This window comes from Salinimicrobium xinjiangense DSM 19287 (assembly GCF_000423585.1).
Taxonomy (GTDB): domain Bacteria; phylum Bacteroidota; class Bacteroidia; order Flavobacteriales; family Flavobacteriaceae; genus Salinimicrobium; species Salinimicrobium xinjiangense.
Genome location: NZ_KE384055.1, coordinates 99,109 through 115,164 on the forward strand (window position 1 = coordinate 99,109; position 16,056 = coordinate 115,164).

The window sequence follows — 16,056 nt, forward strand, 5'->3', positions numbered from 1 at the left end:
ATTATTGTTTCTATTGATAGGGATGTTTATATGCCTGTCCTGAGACTATCTTGGCAACATCTATTTCCAATTCCTCCTGTGCATATTCTACGAATCTTCCTGCTTCTTTTCCATCTTTTATAAAAATAATAGTAGGAACATAGGTGACATCATAATCTTTCTGCCTGTCATTAGGTAAGGTTTTGTCTTCGGTTACTGCCCTCACTTCCAGATTATCGGTATTAAAATTACTTAGGTCCAAAAGTTTGTAAAATTTCGGCACTTCCAGCTGACTGTCGGCACACCAGGTTCCCATGAAAATTTTAATTTCATAGTCATTAATATGTTCTTTTATGGTTTCCAGGGCTGCAGCATCAGGTTTGTATGACTGGTACATGGGATCAAACCAGGCGGCATGGGGAGCCTGTTCCAGATCTTTCCTGTCTATGCTGCCTACCAGGACCTCATTTTGTTCTTGAACAGGCTCTGTTGTCGGTTGGGAATTATTCTTCTCTTGTTGCTGCGCGCTTCCACAGTTCGCTGCCGTGATGAACAGCAATAAATACATGAATATTTTCATATTTATACTAAAGGATTTTGAGTCATTAATTCGGGTTTTTCAATTCCCATGAGTTTCAAAATAGTAGGTGCAATATCACCAAGTATGCCATCTTTTACACTCCTGATATCTTTATCGACCAGGATAAAGGGTACCGGGTTGGTAGTATGAGCGGTATTTGCACTTCCGTCTTCATTGATCATGTATTCGCTGTTTCCGTGGTCTGCTATGACAAGCACGCTGTAATCATTTTCAATTGCTGCTTCAACCACTTCTTTTGCACATTTGTCCACAGTTTCACAGGCTTTTACCGCTGCCTCAAAGACTCCTGTATGTCCAACCATGTCCGGGTTGGCATAATTGAGACAAATAAAATCTGCCGACTTCTTTTTGATTTCGGGAACGATCTCATTGGTTACCTCAAATGCACTCATTTCGGGTTGAAGATCGTAAGTTGCTACTTTAGGGGAATTCACCATGATGCGACGTTCGCCATGAAAAGGTTTCTCTCTTCCCCCTGAAAAAAAGAAGGTTACATGAGGATACTTTTCAGTTTCTGCAATCCGGATCTGTGTTTTTCCGGCTTTTTCAAGCACTTCTCCAAGAGTAGCTTTTATGTCTTCTTTGCTAAAAACAACATTAATGTTTTTGAAAGTCTCGTCATATCGCGTAATAGTCACATAATACAGAGGTAAAGGCTTCATTCCCTGTTCAGGAAAATCCTGCTGTGATAATGCCTGAGTGAGTTGTCGGCCGCGATCTGTTCTAAAATTAAAGAAGATCACTACTTCTTCTTCCTTTAAAGTAGCCACAGGATTACCAGATGCATCGGTCATTACTATAGGTTTGATGAACTCATCTGTTATTCCATTCTCATAACTTTTTTGAATGGCTTCGGAAGCATTGGTATACTTTTCTCCTGTTCCGTTAACGATAAGGTCATAAGCCAGTTTGGTTCTTTCCCATCGTTTATCCCGATCCATGGCGTAATATCGGCCAATAATGGAAGCGAGCTTTGAACCAGTTTTTTCCAAATGTGGTTCCAATTCTTCAATAAAACCTTTGCCTGAATTTGGATCAACGTCACGGCCGTCTGTAAAGGCATGAACATATTTTTCAGAAATACCAAATTCCTGAGCGGCGGTGAGGAGACCTTTAAGATGATTAATGTGCGAGTGCACTCCACCATCACTTAGAAGCCCCGTAAAATGGATGGGCTTGTTATTTTGTTTGGCATAATTGAATGCCTGTTCGAGAACGGGTTCTTTGCCCAGGCTATTATTCTGTACTGCAAGATTGATCTTTGCCAGGTCCTGGTAAACGATTCTTCCGGCACCAAGATTCATATGTCCCACTTCGCTGTTACCCATTTGTCCTTCGGGCAAGCCAACGTTCATTCCGTCGGTACGCAAGGTGCTGTGGGGATATTTTTTATATAAAGAATCTATGAAGGGAGTATTTGCTTTGTCAACGGCCGATTTTTCAGGATCATTGCTGATTCCCCAGCCGTCCAGTATCATGAGTATAACTTTTTTATCCATGTTAAATAAAATTTCGGCAAAGATACAAAATATGGGGGCGGGAAGAGACGATTTTGGTAATAACTGAAGCGAAAAAGACTTGAAAATCCTCTAACAAAATTTTAACAACAAAAGGTTTCTGCAGCACAATAATTTTACCTTTTATGAGTTTATATTAATGGGCTTGAATTGTGTTAAAAGTCTCATTTTAACTGAATTAATTGTGTTGTTTGATACTTTGGTACGACCTTTGGATTATTATAGGCAACTAATCATTTTAACAAAACACTATGATAAATAAATTAACTGTATTGGCTGTTTTTGTAACCGCCTCTTTTGCCTTCACTACCTACGAACCTACTGTAAATACTCCTGCCGAACCAACCTCTGAGGAACCGGTTGAAGTAAAGGCTGAACCAACTGCCGAAGAAAAAATTAACCTTTTATATGAAGAATTTGCTGCTGTAAATGCAGATATGCCTTCCCGTGTTTCCTTTACTTATGCTCTTACCGGATATAACAAACTTGAAACTGAAAATAAGATTGAAAACAAGCTCTTGACTATTGTGGATTTTAGTTTGCCTTCAACCGAAAAAAGAATGTGGATCCTGAATATGGAGGATCAGAGTATTCTTTATCACACTTATGTTTCTCATGGGCAAAATACCGGCGGAAACATGGCTACTAAATTCTCCAATACTCCTAACTCCCTTCAGAGTTCTTTAGGATTCTATGTTACTGCTGAAACCTACTATGGAAAAAACGGTCTTTCCCTGTTCATTGATGGAATGGAAAAGGAATTTAATTCTAAGGCTCGTGAAAGGTATGTAGTGATCCACGGAGCAGATTATGCAAAAGAAGAATCCATAAAAAGACTTGGAAGACTTGGTAGAAGCTATGGATGTCCTGCTGTTCCCTCCGAAATTTCCATAGACTTAATTAACACTATTAAAGGTGGATCTGCACTGTTCATCTATCACACCAATGAAGATTACATTGCAAAGTCTACTTACCTGAACAGTAAGACAGTATAATTAATTACCTGCCAGTTTTGAATAGATCTTTTCATCAAGATCGTAGACGTCACTGGTAAATACAGTTTCACCACCGGCCCGCCAGGCAGTCCAATAGAAATGATGGACCTGGATGGGCCGGTCGACTTTCACGACAGTAGTCTTTCCAGATCTTATAATATCCTCAATTCTTTCCCGGGAATACTCATCTTGATTTTCCACCACATAAGATGCCAGATCAATAGCATTTTCTACCCGCACACAACCCGAACTTTCTGCTCTTTCGGTCTGATTGAAGAGGGCCTGCCCAGGAGTGTCGTGAAGATAAATGAGATATTGATTTGGATACATGATCTTCACCCGTCCCAGAGGATTGGAAGGTCCAGCCCGCTGTGTGAAAGTATAATTCATGGCTTCGCTGCTATTCCAGTCAACAGACGACGGATTCACTTTTTCTCCATTTGGGCCCGTAACAGTCATATTATTCCTGCTCACGTAAGAAGGATCTGCAGCAACTTTAGGTAAAATATCTTTGGCTTTAATTGTAGGAGGTACTGTCCAGGTAGGATTGATCTCCAGGTGATTGATTGTGTCGCTGAAAATGGGTGTTTGTCTGTCTCTTGATCCTGCAATTACATTATGCTCTCTAATTGTATCTCCATCCTTTACCACAGCGAGTTTAAAATTCGGAATGTTGATAAGGATATAGTGATCTCCAAGGTCTCTTGGATACCAGCGCCACCTTTCCAGGTTGGCGAGAATTTGCCTGTACCTGTCTTGCGGACCTTTGTTAAGCTCTGCAATTGTAGCATTTCCAATAATGCCATCTGTCTGAATACTTTTGCTCTGCTGAAATTCCCTTACAGCTTCCACCAGTTCCTCTGTATAGGTACTGTCAATAGAAGTAGTATCTGCCTGAAATTTTTGCAGGGACATCAGCCTTTTGGCAATAGCCGGAATTCTGGCGTCTTTATCTCCCGGATTAATAAGTTCTCCCGGTTGTAATTCTCCTAAAGGGCCTTCATCCTCCTTTAGCTCTTCATATTCGGCAAGGCTTTTCTTGAGGTCGTGATACACCTGATGGTTAGGTCTCAGTTCATCAAAAATCGACTGAAAATCTCCATCGTTAACCCCTTTCAGAAGGAGTTCTGCAAAATCTTTTTCTTTTCTGCTAATTCCCCAAAATTCATTTAGTTCTGTAGGATCCAGTTTTCCGTAGTAAAGATGCCGGGCATAAGTAAGAAAAGCGTCAGAAAGCAAAAGATCGAGCCGCGCTGCCTCGTCAGAAGATAGATCGCTCATGGATAGCAAACGGTCAATTTCTTCTCCGTGGTAGTCTTTTAGGTCAAGTCCCTCTTTATTAGCACCGGTGAGGCTGCTGTAAAAAGAAAACAGAACATCCCCGTCTCTCCAAAGAGATCTGTATTCCCTTTGGCTATAAATTTCTTCGAGAGTACCCCCCTCAAAAATGTCATTTTGAGCGGATATTTCTGTTTTGATACCATCGGGGGAGGCTTCAGCAATTTGCTTTGAAGCCAGGTCCGATGAAGCTTTGCTTCGGGGATCATTACTATCTCCCTTACAGGCATTAAGGCTAATAAAAACTATTAATATCGGGTATAAAAAGCTCTTTTTCATAATTCAGTAGGATTTTTGCACATCACTAAATGCATGCACACGTTTGGGATCATAAAAGGTTAGCTAATGGTCTTATAACCGTACCTGCGGTAGAAATCTACAGCTACTCCCCGGGCATTAAACCATAATAAAGGTTCAGGTTTATTCTTCTTTAATATTTCTTCTCCTCTAAAAAGGAGTTTTTCACCAGTCTTTTTATTCCGGTGTTTCGGCAGTACTGCCATTCCCCGCAACTGAAATTGGAAAGGAGTCTCAAAAATGTCATTTTTGGCGGAACAAAAGTTGCCACTCCAACCAGATCCTTTCCTTCGAAATATCCGGGGTGAAAAGTTTCCGGCTCCAGGTCTCTCTCAAAAAAGCATTCCCGAAGCGGTCTTCCGGGAGGCAACACCTGCTGTCGCACCCTTTAAGTTTCCTTTGCTAAAATTTCGTTGATCAAAAATCAGGTATTGATTATTCTTCGGTAGCCTGTACCTCCCGGTATTCTTCATGCCGCTCGAATTGAGCTGCCGCATAACGACAAAGAGGATCGATCTTTATATCTTTTTCCCTGGCGTAATCTACACTGTGTTTTACCAGACTGCTCGCAAAACCTTCTCCTTCAAACTTTGGATCGGTTTCAGTATGATCAAGAGTCATAATATTGTTGTCCTGAAGAGTATAGGTGAGTTCAGCAACAATATCCCCGTCTTTTTCAATGTAAAACATTCCTTTTCCGTCTGTCTCTTTATGCTGAATATCTTTATTCATTTTATCCTTTTTTAAGTACGTCGTCCACTATTCCGTAATCAACAGATTCTGTTGCGTCCATCCAGTAATCACGATTGAAATCTTTTAGAACCCGCTCGTATTCCTGCCCGCAGTTTTCTGCCAGTATTCTTGCACTAAGGTCTTTAACTTTAAGTATTTCGGCAGCCTGGATTTCTATATTGGAAGCCTGTCCCTGTGCGCCACCGCTCGGCTGATGGATCATCACTTTAGCATGAGGCTGAATAAACCTGCGACCTTTGGCGCCGGCCGATAGCAGGATAGATCCCATTGAAGCGGCGAGACCGGTACAGATTGTAGAAACCGGACTGTTGAGGCCCAACATGGTATCGTAAATTGCAAAACCGGAAGTTACATAACCTCCCGGGCTGCTTATATAAAATTTTATTTCTTCGTCTCCGATAGAATCGAGGTACAGCATTCTTTCAATAAGATGTTTCGCTGTTTTTTCATTTACTGTTCCCCAAAGGAAAATTTTTCGTTCATTGAGCAGGGAGCGTTCGATTTGATCCTGAAGTTTTCCTTTATCTGTGTCTTTCATGTTTTGTTTTGAGTATTAAGTAGCTAAAAATATGACTATTTTTGCAGAAAAGAAGAGGATGAACCTTGCATTTAACAAGATTTTAAAGGAAGAAATTCCGCAGATCCTGCCACTTATCCAGCAGTTAATGGGTAATACTTTTTCGAATGAGATCCTCACACAACGTTTTGAGGAAATGTTTACCCAGAATTACGAATGCTTCGGAATTTTTCTCGACAAGGAACTGGTAGGGGTCTTTGGATTGTGGTTTATGACGCGGCATTATGCCGGTCGCTCCTGTGAGCCAGATCATATCTATATTTTAGAGGAGCATCGCAACAAAGGTCTTGGTAAAAAATTGTTTGAATTTATTTACAGTTATGCAGAGGAAAGAGGCTGTGAAACCTCAGAGTTAAACTCTTATGTGAGCAACTATCGCAGCCATAAATTCTATCTTAATGAAGGTTACGAGATCAAGGGATATCATTTTCTAAAAAACCTGTAAATATTTTTTGAGCAATAAAAACTTTCAATATATATTTGCAGAGCAATACTAATGCGGGAGTAGCTCTCCCGATAGCTATCGGGAGGTAGAGCGTAAGTTTCCTTCTTTTTCTAAAATCTACTAACGCGGGAGTAGCTCAGTTGGTAGAGCGTCAGCCTTCCAAGCTGAATGTCGCCGGTTCGAACCCGGTCTCCCGCTCAAAGCCTCGTCGAAAGATGGGGCTTTTTTTATGTGCTAACATCGGCACGGCTTGTAAATCCGCGCCAACGATTTTCTTGTCCTGGGACAACATATCGGTAGAAAAAAGCCATACCCTTTGATCATTGTCCTGTAGGGACAACATCTAAAGACCCGCGGAATAAACCGCTGTCAGGGCGTCAAGCCGCTGACAGGGTTGGTCTTAGGGTTAGTACATCGGTGCATCTTCACCGAATAGAGCCTGAAGGGCTCCAACAACAAAGCCCGGGGCAACGCCCCGGGAAAAAATCCCCACATGTTTCACCAGCCTGAAGGGCTGGTACATATTCGGAATGAATTTTTCTCGGCACGGATTTCAAATCCGCGCCAGCTTTCTTCTGTCCCGTTAGGACAACATATCGGTAGAAAAAAGCCATACCCTTTGATCATTGTCCTGTAGGGACAACATCTAAAAAACCCGCGGATTACCCGCTGACAGGGTTGTTCGCAGAGATAGGAAATGAATACATCTCCACCAAATAGAGCCTGAAGGGCTCAAACAACAAAGCCCGGGGCAACGCCCAGGGAAAAAATCCCCACATGTTTCACCAGCCTGAAGGGCTGGTACATATTCGGGATTAATTTCTCGGCACGGATTACAAATCCGCGCCAGCCTTTGCAGGATCCAAACCTCACAGGTTTTAAAACCTCGTTAGGTTTAGTACAGAAAGATCCCACGACGCTTTGTTTTCCCCCTGCTAACTGTTCATTGTTAATTGCTCATTGCTCACTGTTAATTGTTAAATCTTTCTTTACAACAGCAGCTTCCCACCCCGATCTTTGTACCTTAATTCAAGTATTCACCCTAAAATACTGCGGAATGAAAAAAATTAATCCATTTTTTATCATTGGTACCCTTGGAATGTTACTTACTTCCATGCTTCACATTTTAATGGCTGCCATAACCTCTGAAGAAGCAGCTTCTGCTTCCTTCTGGATGCTGTATCCCGGTTTTCTTGCCTTTCTCATTCTTGGAACTGTGATTATGGCCAAAAGAGAGCGGCTTAGCAAAGAATAAATTCCGTTAATTTGGATCAAATTTTTTGATCCGTGAAAATAAAAGATCTCTCATCTACTCCTTTTGAGGAGATTATTACTTGTTTTCTTAAAGCCTTTGAAGGTTATTTTGTTCAACTTCCGGAAGATATCGTATACTGGAGATCCCGCTTTATTATTGCCCGTGTAGACTGGAGTCTTTCTTTCGGCATGTTCGATGGAGATAAGCTTGTCGGTTATATCATAAACGGAATCGATCAGCACAACGGAAAACTCACCGCCTACAACACCGGCACAGGTGTTTTAGCTGAATACCGCGGAAAAGCTATTGTAGACCAGCTTTATGATCATGCGGTGCCATTACTTAAGGACCGGAAGATTGAAAAATGCTTGCTCGAAGTGATCTGTGAAAATGAAAGAGCCATAAAAGTATATGAGCGAATTGGTTTTAAAATAATCCGGCATCTGCGTACTTTCAGCGGTAATCTTCCTGAAACAACTTCAGAGAACAGGTTCCAAAAATGTCATTTTTCGCAGGTATTAAATTCCGGACTTTATAAGCCCGAACATTATGCCTGGGATAATTCTGCGGAAGCAATAAAAATGTCAGATAATATCCGGACTTTTTGTTTAGGGAAAACAAATTCACCCGAAGCTTACTTTTCAATCGATCCTGCAGGAAATGTAATTCAGCTGGAGAGTACAAACGCGGACTATGAGTATCTTTTGGGTGCTTTAGGGAATGTTGCCGGGGAGGTGAAGCTAAAAAACCTTGATGCCCAGAGAAGTCAGCTTATAAAGGCCCTTCAAAAACTGCATTTTTCGAATCCCGTCAATCAATACGAAATGGAAATGCTATTAGAGAATTGAGGTTTAACTGTTTCCGCGAAAAGGAGGTCATAAATGATTTTGGACTGACCTAAAACTCAGGTCATTTACTACATGCACCTCCCGTTTTTCAAGGGAATCCATAAGCCGGTTCCGGTGATTGGCCCCTACTAAGATCAAAATTTTATTTCCGGGATATTCCTCCACAAGTTCAAGAGCTTTTAAAGTTATCTGAAGATCTCTTTGGTTGTTAAAGACAGGATAAGCGGCATAAAGGCTGTTGTTGAAAAGGCTGTCTTCAATTTTATATTGTCGTCCCGTTATGCTGTCGTATTCACCCTTTAATAATTCTTCGGCAGAATAAGTTAAAGCTATTTCCCGCTGCTTTTCCTGGATCTTCGGAAGATCGGTTGCCTCGTATTTTGCGACAAAAGCAGAATCTAACCTCATATCCTGCATTATCCTTTTGATCCTGTACATTTCTGAAGTAGTATCTGAAAACATCTCCCTGCTCACCCTCATATTCTTGGTGCTTTCACTATAATAGTCAATTCCGCGAACCATTCCGGGGAAAGAATCCCGCACCATGATCATTTCAAGAGGATAGAAAAGATCAAGGGAATCAGATTCCATATCAAAATCCTCCGGTCTTATTTCGACCCCAATTACATCGGGATCATAAGCTTTCACCAGCTCCAGCAGATCTCCATATGTGTAGTTTTCATTAGTTTCATGTGCTCCATGAATAGTGGGTAAAACAAGTACCTGAGTTTTTTCCCCATTTTCGCAAGAGACGAGAATTAAAAGCAGGAAGTTTAGCAGGACAAATTTTTTCATTACCTGAGCATTTTTAGAGCTGCTTCAAAAGCTTCGTCCTTTCCGGAAAGAAAAGCTTTTAAAGTAGGTTTCACTTCAATATCGGGAGAAATGCCCACTCCGACAAATTCTGTTCCATCGGGCAAAACGTCTCTTTTAGCACAAACGATCCCGAGACCTCCAAACGGGAGTTGAAACATAAGTGGCTGGCCTGTGCTCCCGCCCGTTGCTTGTCCTACTACGGTTCCCCGTTTAAGATTTTTGAATGCAGATAAAAAATCTTCAGCGGCCGAATAAGTATCCGGGCCGGCCAGAACCACAACGTTCCCGGTGAAAACCGGTGTTTTGTAAGGCTTCCATGTGTAATTTCCAACTTCCAGAACATCGGGTTCTCCACCCCAGGCCCGTTGTACCGGTTTGTACCTGCGCATCACCTGCATGCTCATGGGAAATCCTTCACTTGTGAGATAGCCAATTAATTCGAATCCGTTATTTCCGTTTCCTCCACCGTTGTTACGAATGTCGATAATGAGATTCCTGGGCAGCGGAGTCTGGAAAAGGCTGTCATAGAATTTTACAACATCAGAATCATTGAAGGTGTTAATGGTAAGAAGTCCGGTGGAGTTATTTATCGGTTTATAGGAGAACCCTGAGGAGGCCGGGAATAACTGGTCACGGCTTTCTCTTATAAAGCTGTGAGTGATCTTTTTACCTTTTGGTGTTTCCATTTCCAGAACCAGGGGTTCCTTCAAACTGCCGTGGGTAAGAAAGTAGGAATATAGTCTTGCCGTAAGATCGTGAGCTGTACTTGCAGAGACATAGGGCGCAACATACTTTTCCGCATATTCCTTAGCCGGTATACCGTTGATTTTGTTAATGATACTGCGCGGTTGTAATAATTCATATTCAGGTTTGTTGCTCTGCAACCCGGTAATTACTACCCTGTCCTCAATGAGTTGTGCTCTAATGGGAAGTGAAGCCATAAATTCGTTCCAGAGTTCTTTAGGAGGGACAATAAGGCTGTGACCATCATTTAGGTGAGTGTAGAACTCTTTAAGAAGGGTGTAATATTCTTTCCTGTCACGGCTGTCTATAACTTTTGGTATGTAAGCATTATAAATGCTGTCCCAGTTGACGGCGGGGATAAGGTCAAAATTGGCAAAATTGTATTTCGCCTCAGCCCAAGCGGTACTCAGTCCGGCTATCTTTGTATCGGTTGTAAGACTATCTCCAAAAGCTGTTTTTTCAAAATGAACTTTATAAGCCGCTTTGTAGGCGGTAGTGTCAAATTGTTGTGCTTTCCCGGAGCTGAAAACCATAAAGCTCAACAGGAGAAAAAAGATTTTTTTCATTATCTTAAATATAAACTGTCCAAAATTACTCAAAAGAAGGATTGCTGCTGAAGAAGCTGAAAATTTTTTCCGGTTTCTTCTGAAAAAGTCTTAACGTCTATGAATTATCCGCAAAATATTTTGCCTTTAGAAGGCGAAGCATGGTACTTCGGAAAAATCTTTCCTGCAGCTGAAGCTGAAGCATACTTTCAGAAATTGCTTGATAAAGCAAACTGGCAACACGACGAGGTAATGATGTATGGAAAAAGGATCATTACCGCGAGAAAAACAGCCTGGTACGGGGAAGAGGAGTTCGAATATACCTATTCCAAAATCACACGAAAGGCCGGGCTTTGGATTCCGGAATTACTTCCGCTGAAGGCAAAGGTGGAGGAGGTGACCGGACTCAAATTCAATTCCTGTCTGCTTAATCTCTATCATTCCGGCGAAGAAGGAATGTCCTGGCACAGCGACGCAGAAGCCGAACTCGGGAAAGAACCCGCAATTGCTTCCGTCAGCCTGGGGGCACAAAGAAAATTTGTTATGAAGCATAAAGCTTCCGCAGAAAAAATAGAACTGCAACTAGAACCGGGAAGTTTACTGCTCATGGCAGGGGAAACTCAGCAGCACTGGCTGCACAGCCTTCCGAAGACGAAGAAAGTGAAGGAGCCGAGGATCAATCTTACTTTCAGAAATATTAAAAAATGGAAAAGCCGGTAAGAGTGGTAAGCCGTTCCAGAGAAGCCATGCCTAAAGCAGAATTTCCTTTTGGATTCAACGGCGGACTCCACACTGCTACTGCAAACCTGTCGGGATGAACTGCAACGATTCCGCCGCCTACACCACTTTTGCCAGGTAAACCAACTTCAAAACTGAATTCCCCGGCTTCGTCGTAAAAACCACAGGTCTGCATGAGCGCATTGATCCTTTTAACCTGCCTGCCGGTTAAGAATTCCCGATCAGATCCTATGACGGTTCCGTTATTTGCAAAAATGATAAAAGCGTTTGCGAGTTCCCTGCAGGACATGGCTAGAGAACATTGGTGGAAATAGAAATCGAGTACATCCTCGACATCATTTTCAATATTACCAAATGACTTCAGGTAATTGACCATGGCGTAATTACGATAGCCCTCAGACTGTTCGGAAGCTGCAACCACAGAATCATAATCTATGCTGTCATTCCCCGTGATCTCATGCAGGAAGGCGAGCAGGGCAGCTTTCGGATTGCTAAAGTAGGATACCAGCACATCGGCCACTACCAAAGCACCTGCATTGATAAAGGGATTCCGAGGAATTCCTGAGTCGTTTTCCAGCTGGGAGAGCGAATTGAAAGGATCGCCTGAAGGTTCCACCCCCACCCGGTTCCAGAGTTTGTCTCCTACTACTTTCATGGAAAGAGCCAGGGTGAAGACCTTCGAGATCGACTGAATGGAAAAACGTTCATTACTGTCCCCGAAACAATAATTATTGCCGCTAAGATCATACAGATGCATCCCATATTTATCTGAAGGAACTTTTGCAAGTTCGGGAATATAAGATGCCACCTTTCCGGAACGTGGCTTATCGTCGAATTCCCGGCTTATTTGATTGAGGATCTTCTGGTAGTCGATATTATGTGAGGTCATTGAGCAGGGTTTCCGGTTCTACTTCATAAGCTTCTTTTCCGGCCTCAAAAATTCTTGCAAGAGGTTCTCCTTTGAGCCTTATATCCTTTCCTTTCACCTCCAGCCAGCTGCCTTCCCGTAAACCTATCACCGGCGGAGTATTGAATTGGTGAAACTCTTTGATCCTGGTCTCACGGGTTTCTCCTTTATGGGTTGAATCAGGATCGGGATCCAGGTAATGCGGATTAATATTAAAAGGTACCAGGCCGAGAGTATTGAAAGAAGGCGGATAAACTATAGGCATATCGTTGGAGGTCTTCATGGTTAGTCCGGCAATATTTGTACCTGCACTGGTTCCCAGATAGGGAATTCCCTTTTCCAAAACCTCTTTTAAAGGAGTGATCAAGTTTTGGGAATGGAGTTGCTGAACCAGTAAGAAAGTGTTTCCACCCCCGGTGAAGATCCCTTTAGCTTTTTGAATGGCAACGCGAGGTTCACTGAATTCATGCAGCCCTTTTATTTTTAATCCTGCTTTATCAAAAGCCCTGGCAGCTGTACTGGTGTATTCTTCATGAGAAATTCCGCCGGGACGGGCAAAGGGAATAAAGAGCACCTCGCTGCAACCTGAAAAATGGGATCTTAGAAGCGGGATTAGATATTCAAGATATTCCTGGCCGTGCAGGGTGGAAGTACTGGCAAGGATGAGGTTTTTCATGCTTTTTAATTGTTTTCTATGTAAAATTAAGAAATCTGCAGGAGGGAGGTTTTAAATTTAGCCTAATTCTCTGAAGCGGTTCAAAATTTAAAGTTCAAGGTCATGTCGCCGGTTGCGAGTCTAATTAATTAACCAATCACTGATCCCCAATTAACTAATCCCCAATTCCACCTTTAACTAAAATTTAGTCGGGGATTACGACTTTTTAAACAATTGATTTTGTTTCTTTAAGAAAAGCAGTAATTATGAAAACCTTTCTTATTACAGTATTATTGTTAGTTTCAGGAAACCTTATGGCCCAGGATAGAGTTGTGATCAATGGAACGATCACCCCGCCGGTGAGGGAAAGTGCAGAGGGAATTTCTGTGGTTAACCGCACTGCAAAGACCGCCACAATTTCCAATGAAGCCGGAAATTTCACTATCCGTGTGGCGGCTGGAGATACGTTGACTTTTAATGCTTTGCAATATGAAGATTTTTCGGTGATTGTGGATAAAGGAGTAGTAGAAAACAGGCAGCTCAACGTCTTTATCAAAGAATCTGTGACTGAACTTCCCGAAGTTGTGGTCACTCCGTATGATCTCACCGGTAATGTGGAAGTGGATGTGCGACGCATCCCAACAGTCGAAACCGATTTACCTGCTCAAACCGCAGCCGAAATAAATGATTACGAGCACACCTTCAGACCAGATTCACTTGTTTCCCCGCAGAACGCTGCCATGCGGACGGCGATGATAGAAAGCGGAGCCAATTTTGCCAATATTTTCAGGACTATCTTTACTTCCAGAAGAATCACTACTAATGTTGGGGGTAGTGAAGATATTGATGATCAGGTAAAGCAGCTCTATGATGACGAATTCTTTGTTGATCAGCTCAATATTAGAAGGGAAAATATTAACGAATTCATTCTTTTTGCCGAAGACAACGGGTTGAATCCCTCCATGCTGGAGCCGGAAAATGAAATGGCCCTAATCGAATTCCTTGTCGCGCAGAGCCAGAAATATAAGCAGAGAAAGCTTAGTGATCAGTGATCAGAGGTCAGTGGGGTTAATTGGTGAATTGGTTAATTAGGGATTGGTTAATTGGGGAATAGGATTGCGCTGAATCTTTCGATTAGATAAAAGTACAGCGATTTCTTTTGTCCCGTAGGGACAGCATATTGGTAGAAAAATATATCACCAGGCTTTAAATGTCCCGTAGGGACAAAAGATTGGTAGAAAATGAAAACCCCGCAACATAAAGTCCCGTAGGGACGACAGATTTATTGGCTCGTCACGGATTACAAATCCGCGCCAACGGTTTGGTGAATGGTTAATCTGGGATTAGTTAATTGGTGAATGGTTAATCGGGGAATGATTAATTGGGGAACGGTTAATTTTGGAAGAAATCTATCCGTGCATCTGTGGCATGTTTCTCAAGCACCAAATTCCAGGCCCCAAATTCAACCAAAGATGTCCCGTAGGGACAAAAGATCGGTAGAAATAAATTTACCCAATGACGCAAAAAGTCCCATAGGGACGACAGATTTATTGGCTCGTCACGGATTACAAATCCGCGCCAACGGTTTGGTGAATGGTTAGTCGGGGAATGGTTAATTGGGGAATGGTTAATTGGGGAATGGTTAATTGGGGAACGGTTAATTGGGGAACGGTTAATTGGGGAAAAAATCAATCCGTGAATCTGTGGCATTTTTTTCAAGCCCCAAATTCCAGGCTCCAAATTCAACCAAAGATGTCCCGAAGGGACAAAAGATTGGTAGAAACAAATTACCCTGAAACCTAAAAAGTCCCGAAGGGACGATAGATTTATAGCTGCTCGTCTCGGATTGCAAATCCGCGCCAACGGGATAGTTATTGATTAATAGGGGAAGGGTTAATGGGAAGAAAATAAACGAGCATCTGTGGCTTTTCAAGCACCACATTCGAAGCACCAAGCACCAAATTCCAACCAAAGATGTCCCGTAGGGACAAAAGATTGGTAGAAAAGGACAACCCTTCAACATACAGTCCCGTAGGGACGACAGATTGGTCCTCCTCACGGATTGCAGATCTGGTTACTCTGGTGCCGGCTTTCAAGAAAATATCTTGTAGGAAATAATTCTTACAATTCTACGTTTGTTGAAAAGATGAACAAACTTTTACTATCCATCCTTTTTATTTCTTTAATTGTTTTTGGCGCAAGATCTCAGGAGAGAGTTGAGATCTCCGGAACCATAATTGTTCCTGCAGGTTATACCTCCAGCGGCGTCCATGTTTATAACAAATCTTCAGGTAAAGGGAATGTTTCAGATTCTAAAGGCAATTTTGAGCTAAGGGTAAAGGAGGGAGATTCTGTTTATTTTACAGCACTTCAGTTTAAAGAACTTTTAGTAGTCATTGATGGCGGAATAGTAGAAAAGGGACGGCTTGTAGTGGAAATATTTGAAGGGGTAAACACATTGCCCGAAGTGGTGGTGCGTCCTCACGACCTCACCGGCAGCTTGGATATAGACGCAAAGAATATTAAAACCGAAATACTCGATTTGCCTGCAATGACCGCCTTCTCCATAAATGATTATGACTGGGAATGGAGACCCGACGGTCAAACGGCAGTGACTAACAGTGCAATGAATCCGGGTGCCGGAATGGTAAATGGAGCAGACCCTCTCGCTATCCTCAGCGGAATAATTGGAGTGATCTTACCTCCTAAAAAAGCAAAAAATAAGCCTCCTTCCCCAAGAACTCAAATAGGCCTTATTAAACTGGAAAGGGAGATCAGAAGCCGGTATGATGATGAGTTTTTCATGGAACAACTGCAGATACCTCCCTCAAAGATAGCAGATTTCATTGCTTTTCTGGAAAACGGGAACTTTCCCGACGACCTGCTTAACAAAGAGCGGGAAATGGACCTTTTGCAATTGATGTTTAACCGGAGTGAAGAGTTTCTGAAGCAATAGTTTTAGTTAATGGTTATTTGGGATTAGTTAATTGGTGAATGGTTAATCGGAATCTGGGAATGGTTAATTGGGGAACGGTTAATTGGGGAA

The 16,056-nt window shown here is 42.2% G+C and carries 18 protein-coding genes and 1 tRNA gene; 8 read left to right on the plus strand and 11 right to left on the minus strand.

The window, feature by feature from the left end; translation table 11 throughout:
- Nucleotides 1-10: 10 nt before the first annotated feature.
- Together G564_RS0114780 and gpmI are read right to left on the minus strand one after the other, a co-directional pair.
- Nucleotides 11-559: a TlpA family protein disulfide reductase gene (locus G564_RS0114780; RefSeq protein ID WP_029038337.1), complete on the minus strand. Its 549-nt coding sequence runs from the start codon at nucleotides 557-559 to the stop codon at nucleotides 11-13.
- 2 nt (nucleotides 560-561) lie between these two features.
- Entirely contained in the window at nucleotides 562-2,079 is a 1,518-nt protein-coding gene (gpmI, locus tag G564_RS0114785) for a 2,3-bisphosphoglycerate-independent phosphoglycerate mutase (RefSeq protein ID WP_029038338.1), read from the minus strand.
- Nucleotides 2,080-2,348: 269 nt separating this feature from the next.
- On the opposite strand from gpmI, the gene G564_RS0114790 reads away from it, so the two are divergent.
- Nucleotides 2,349-3,092, plus strand: coding sequence for a murein L,D-transpeptidase catalytic domain family protein (locus G564_RS0114790; protein ID WP_029038339.1), 744 nt, complete (start codon nucleotides 2,349-2,351; stop codon nucleotides 3,090-3,092).
- Here G564_RS0114790 and G564_RS19420 read toward each other — a convergent pair whose 3' ends face one another.
- The 5 genes from G564_RS19420 to G564_RS0114810 are packed head-to-tail and all read right to left on the minus strand — an operon-like array spanning nucleotide 3,093 to nucleotide 6,018.
- Nucleotides 3,093-4,709: a L,D-transpeptidase family protein gene (locus G564_RS19420; protein ID WP_051205518.1), complete on the minus strand. Its 1,617-nt coding sequence runs from the start codon at nucleotides 4,707-4,709 to the stop codon at nucleotides 3,093-3,095.
- Nucleotides 4,710-4,768: 59 nt separating this feature from the next.
- Nucleotides 4,769-4,933: a GNAT family N-acetyltransferase gene (locus tag G564_RS20910; protein WP_084625655.1), complete on the minus strand. Its 165-nt coding sequence runs from the start codon at nucleotides 4,931-4,933 to the stop codon at nucleotides 4,769-4,771.
- Nucleotides 4,861-5,112: a hypothetical protein gene (locus tag G564_RS20515; RefSeq protein ID WP_169578138.1), complete on the minus strand. Its 252-nt coding sequence runs from the start codon at nucleotides 5,110-5,112 to the stop codon at nucleotides 4,861-4,863. Before G564_RS20515 ends, G564_RS20910 begins: the two co-directional genes overlap by 73 nt.
- 50 nt (nucleotides 5,113-5,162) lie before the next feature.
- A complete protein-coding gene (locus G564_RS0114805; protein WP_029038341.1) occupies nucleotides 5,163-5,459 on the minus strand; it encodes a GNAT family N-acetyltransferase in 297 nt (98 codons plus the stop codon).
- A gap of 1 nt (nucleotide 5,460) precedes the next feature.
- The gene (locus G564_RS0114810) at nucleotides 5,461-6,018 is read right to left on the minus strand and encodes a ClpP family protease (RefSeq protein WP_029038342.1); all 558 of its coding nucleotides are present in this window, start codon (nucleotides 6,016-6,018) and stop codon (nucleotides 5,461-5,463) included.
- 31 nt (nucleotides 6,019-6,049) lie between these two features.
- On the opposite strand from G564_RS0114810, the gene G564_RS0114815 reads away from it, so the two are divergent.
- The 4 genes from G564_RS0114815 (at nucleotide 6,050) to G564_RS19425 (ending at nucleotide 8,605) form a co-directional block, all read left to right on the plus strand.
- The gene (locus tag G564_RS0114815) at nucleotides 6,050-6,502 is read left to right on the plus strand and encodes a GNAT family N-acetyltransferase (protein WP_245583700.1); all 453 of its coding nucleotides are present in this window, start codon (nucleotides 6,050-6,052) and stop codon (nucleotides 6,500-6,502) included.
- Nucleotides 6,503-6,627: 125 nt separating this feature from the next.
- Nucleotides 6,628-6,700: transfer RNA gene (locus tag G564_RS0114820), tRNA-Gly, on the plus strand.
- Nucleotides 6,701-7,559: 859 nt separating this feature from the next.
- Entirely contained in the window at nucleotides 7,560-7,757 is a 198-nt protein-coding gene (locus G564_RS0114835) for a hypothetical protein (protein WP_029038345.1), read from the plus strand.
- Between the two features lie 32 nt (nucleotides 7,758-7,789).
- Nucleotides 7,790-8,605, plus strand: a complete 816-nt coding sequence (locus G564_RS19425) for a GNAT family N-acetyltransferase (RefSeq protein ID WP_037374108.1) — start codon at nucleotides 7,790-7,792, stop codon at nucleotides 8,603-8,605.
- 27 nt (nucleotides 8,606-8,632) lie between these two features.
- Here G564_RS19425 and G564_RS0114845 read toward each other — a convergent pair whose 3' ends face one another.
- Both G564_RS0114845 and G564_RS0114850 read right to left on the minus strand, forming a co-directional pair.
- On the minus strand, nucleotides 8,633-9,400 hold the full coding sequence (locus tag G564_RS0114845; RefSeq protein WP_029038346.1) for a hypothetical protein: 768 nt from the start codon (nucleotides 9,398-9,400) through the stop codon (nucleotides 8,633-8,635).
- Complete coding sequence (locus G564_RS0114850; RefSeq protein ID WP_029038347.1) at nucleotides 9,400-10,731, minus strand: S41 family peptidase; 1,332 nt, start codon at nucleotides 10,729-10,731, stop codon at nucleotides 9,400-9,402. Before G564_RS0114850 ends, G564_RS0114845 begins: the two co-directional genes overlap by 1 nt.
- Nucleotides 10,732-10,830: 99 nt before the next feature.
- Here G564_RS0114850 and G564_RS0114855 point away from each other — a divergent pair, with 99 nt between their 5' ends.
- A complete protein-coding gene (locus G564_RS0114855; RefSeq protein ID WP_029038348.1) occupies nucleotides 10,831-11,430 on the plus strand; it encodes an alpha-ketoglutarate-dependent dioxygenase AlkB family protein in 600 nt (199 codons plus the stop codon).
- Here G564_RS0114855 and G564_RS0114860 read toward each other — a convergent pair.
- Nucleotides 11,408-12,322, minus strand: a complete 915-nt coding sequence (locus G564_RS0114860) for a glutaminase (protein ID WP_029038349.1) — start codon at nucleotides 12,320-12,322, stop codon at nucleotides 11,408-11,410. The genes G564_RS0114855 and G564_RS0114860 overlap by 23 nt on opposite strands.
- 1 nt (nucleotide 12,323) lies before the next feature.
- Nucleotides 12,324-13,031: a dipeptidase PepE gene (gene pepE / locus G564_RS0114865; protein WP_029038350.1), complete on the minus strand. Its 708-nt coding sequence runs from the start codon at nucleotides 13,029-13,031 to the stop codon at nucleotides 12,324-12,326.
- Between the two features lie 245 nt (nucleotides 13,032-13,276).
- On the opposite strand from pepE, the gene G564_RS0114870 reads away from it, so the two are divergent.
- The gene (locus G564_RS0114870; protein WP_029038351.1) at nucleotides 13,277-14,062 is read left to right on the plus strand and encodes a carboxypeptidase-like regulatory domain-containing protein; all 786 of its coding nucleotides are present in this window, start codon (nucleotides 13,277-13,279) and stop codon (nucleotides 14,060-14,062) included.
- Nucleotides 14,063-15,156: 1,094 nt separating this feature from the next.
- Entirely contained in the window at nucleotides 15,157-15,966 is an 810-nt protein-coding gene (locus tag G564_RS0114885) for a peptidase associated/transthyretin-like domain-containing protein (protein WP_029038354.1), read from the plus strand.
- Nucleotides 15,967-16,056 lie beyond the last annotated feature (90 nt).

Coding starts and splice junctions, on each gene's coding strand:
- G564_RS0114780 (WP_029038337.1), bottom strand. CDS start 559: ATGAAAATATTCATGTATTTATTGCTGTTCATCACGGCAGCGAACTGT.
- gpmI (WP_029038338.1), bottom strand. CDS start 2,079: ATGGATAAAAAAGTTATACTCATGATACTGGACGGCTGGGGAATCAGC.
- G564_RS0114790 (WP_029038339.1), top strand. CDS start 2,349: ATGATAAATAAATTAACTGTATTGGCTGTTTTTGTAACCGCCTCTTTT.
- G564_RS19420 (WP_051205518.1), bottom strand. CDS start 4,709: ATGAAAAAGAGCTTTTTATACCCGATATTAATAGTTTTTATTAGCCTT.
- G564_RS20910 (WP_084625655.1), bottom strand. CDS start 4,933: ATGGCAGTACTGCCGAAACACCGGAATAAAAAGACTGGTGAAAAACTC.
- G564_RS0114805 (WP_029038341.1), bottom strand. CDS start 5,459: ATGAATAAAGATATTCAGCATAAAGAGACAGACGGAAAAGGAATGTTT.
- G564_RS0114810 (WP_029038342.1), bottom strand. CDS start 6,018: ATGAAAGACACAGATAAAGGAAAACTTCAGGATCAAATCGAACGCTCC.
- G564_RS0114815 (WP_245583700.1), top strand. CDS start 6,050: ATGACTATTTTTGCAGAAAAGAAGAGGATGAACCTTGCATTTAACAAG.
- G564_RS0114835 (WP_029038345.1), top strand. CDS start 7,560: ATGAAAAAAATTAATCCATTTTTTATCATTGGTACCCTTGGAATGTTA.
- G564_RS0114845 (WP_029038346.1), bottom strand. CDS start 9,400: ATGAAAAAATTTGTCCTGCTAAACTTCCTGCTTTTAATTCTCGTCTCT.
- G564_RS0114850 (WP_029038347.1), bottom strand. CDS start 10,731: ATGAAAAAAATCTTTTTTCTCCTGTTGAGCTTTATGGTTTTCAGCTCC.
- G564_RS0114855 (WP_029038348.1), top strand. CDS start 10,831: ATGAATTATCCGCAAAATATTTTGCCTTTAGAAGGCGAAGCATGGTAC.
- pepE (WP_029038350.1), bottom strand. CDS start 13,031: ATGAAAAACCTCATCCTTGCCAGTACTTCCACCCTGCACGGCCAGGAA.
- G564_RS0114870 (WP_029038351.1), top strand. CDS start 13,277: ATGAAAACCTTTCTTATTACAGTATTATTGTTAGTTTCAGGAAACCTT.
- G564_RS0114885 (WP_029038354.1), top strand. CDS start 15,157: ATGAACAAACTTTTACTATCCATCCTTTTTATTTCTTTAATTGTTTTT.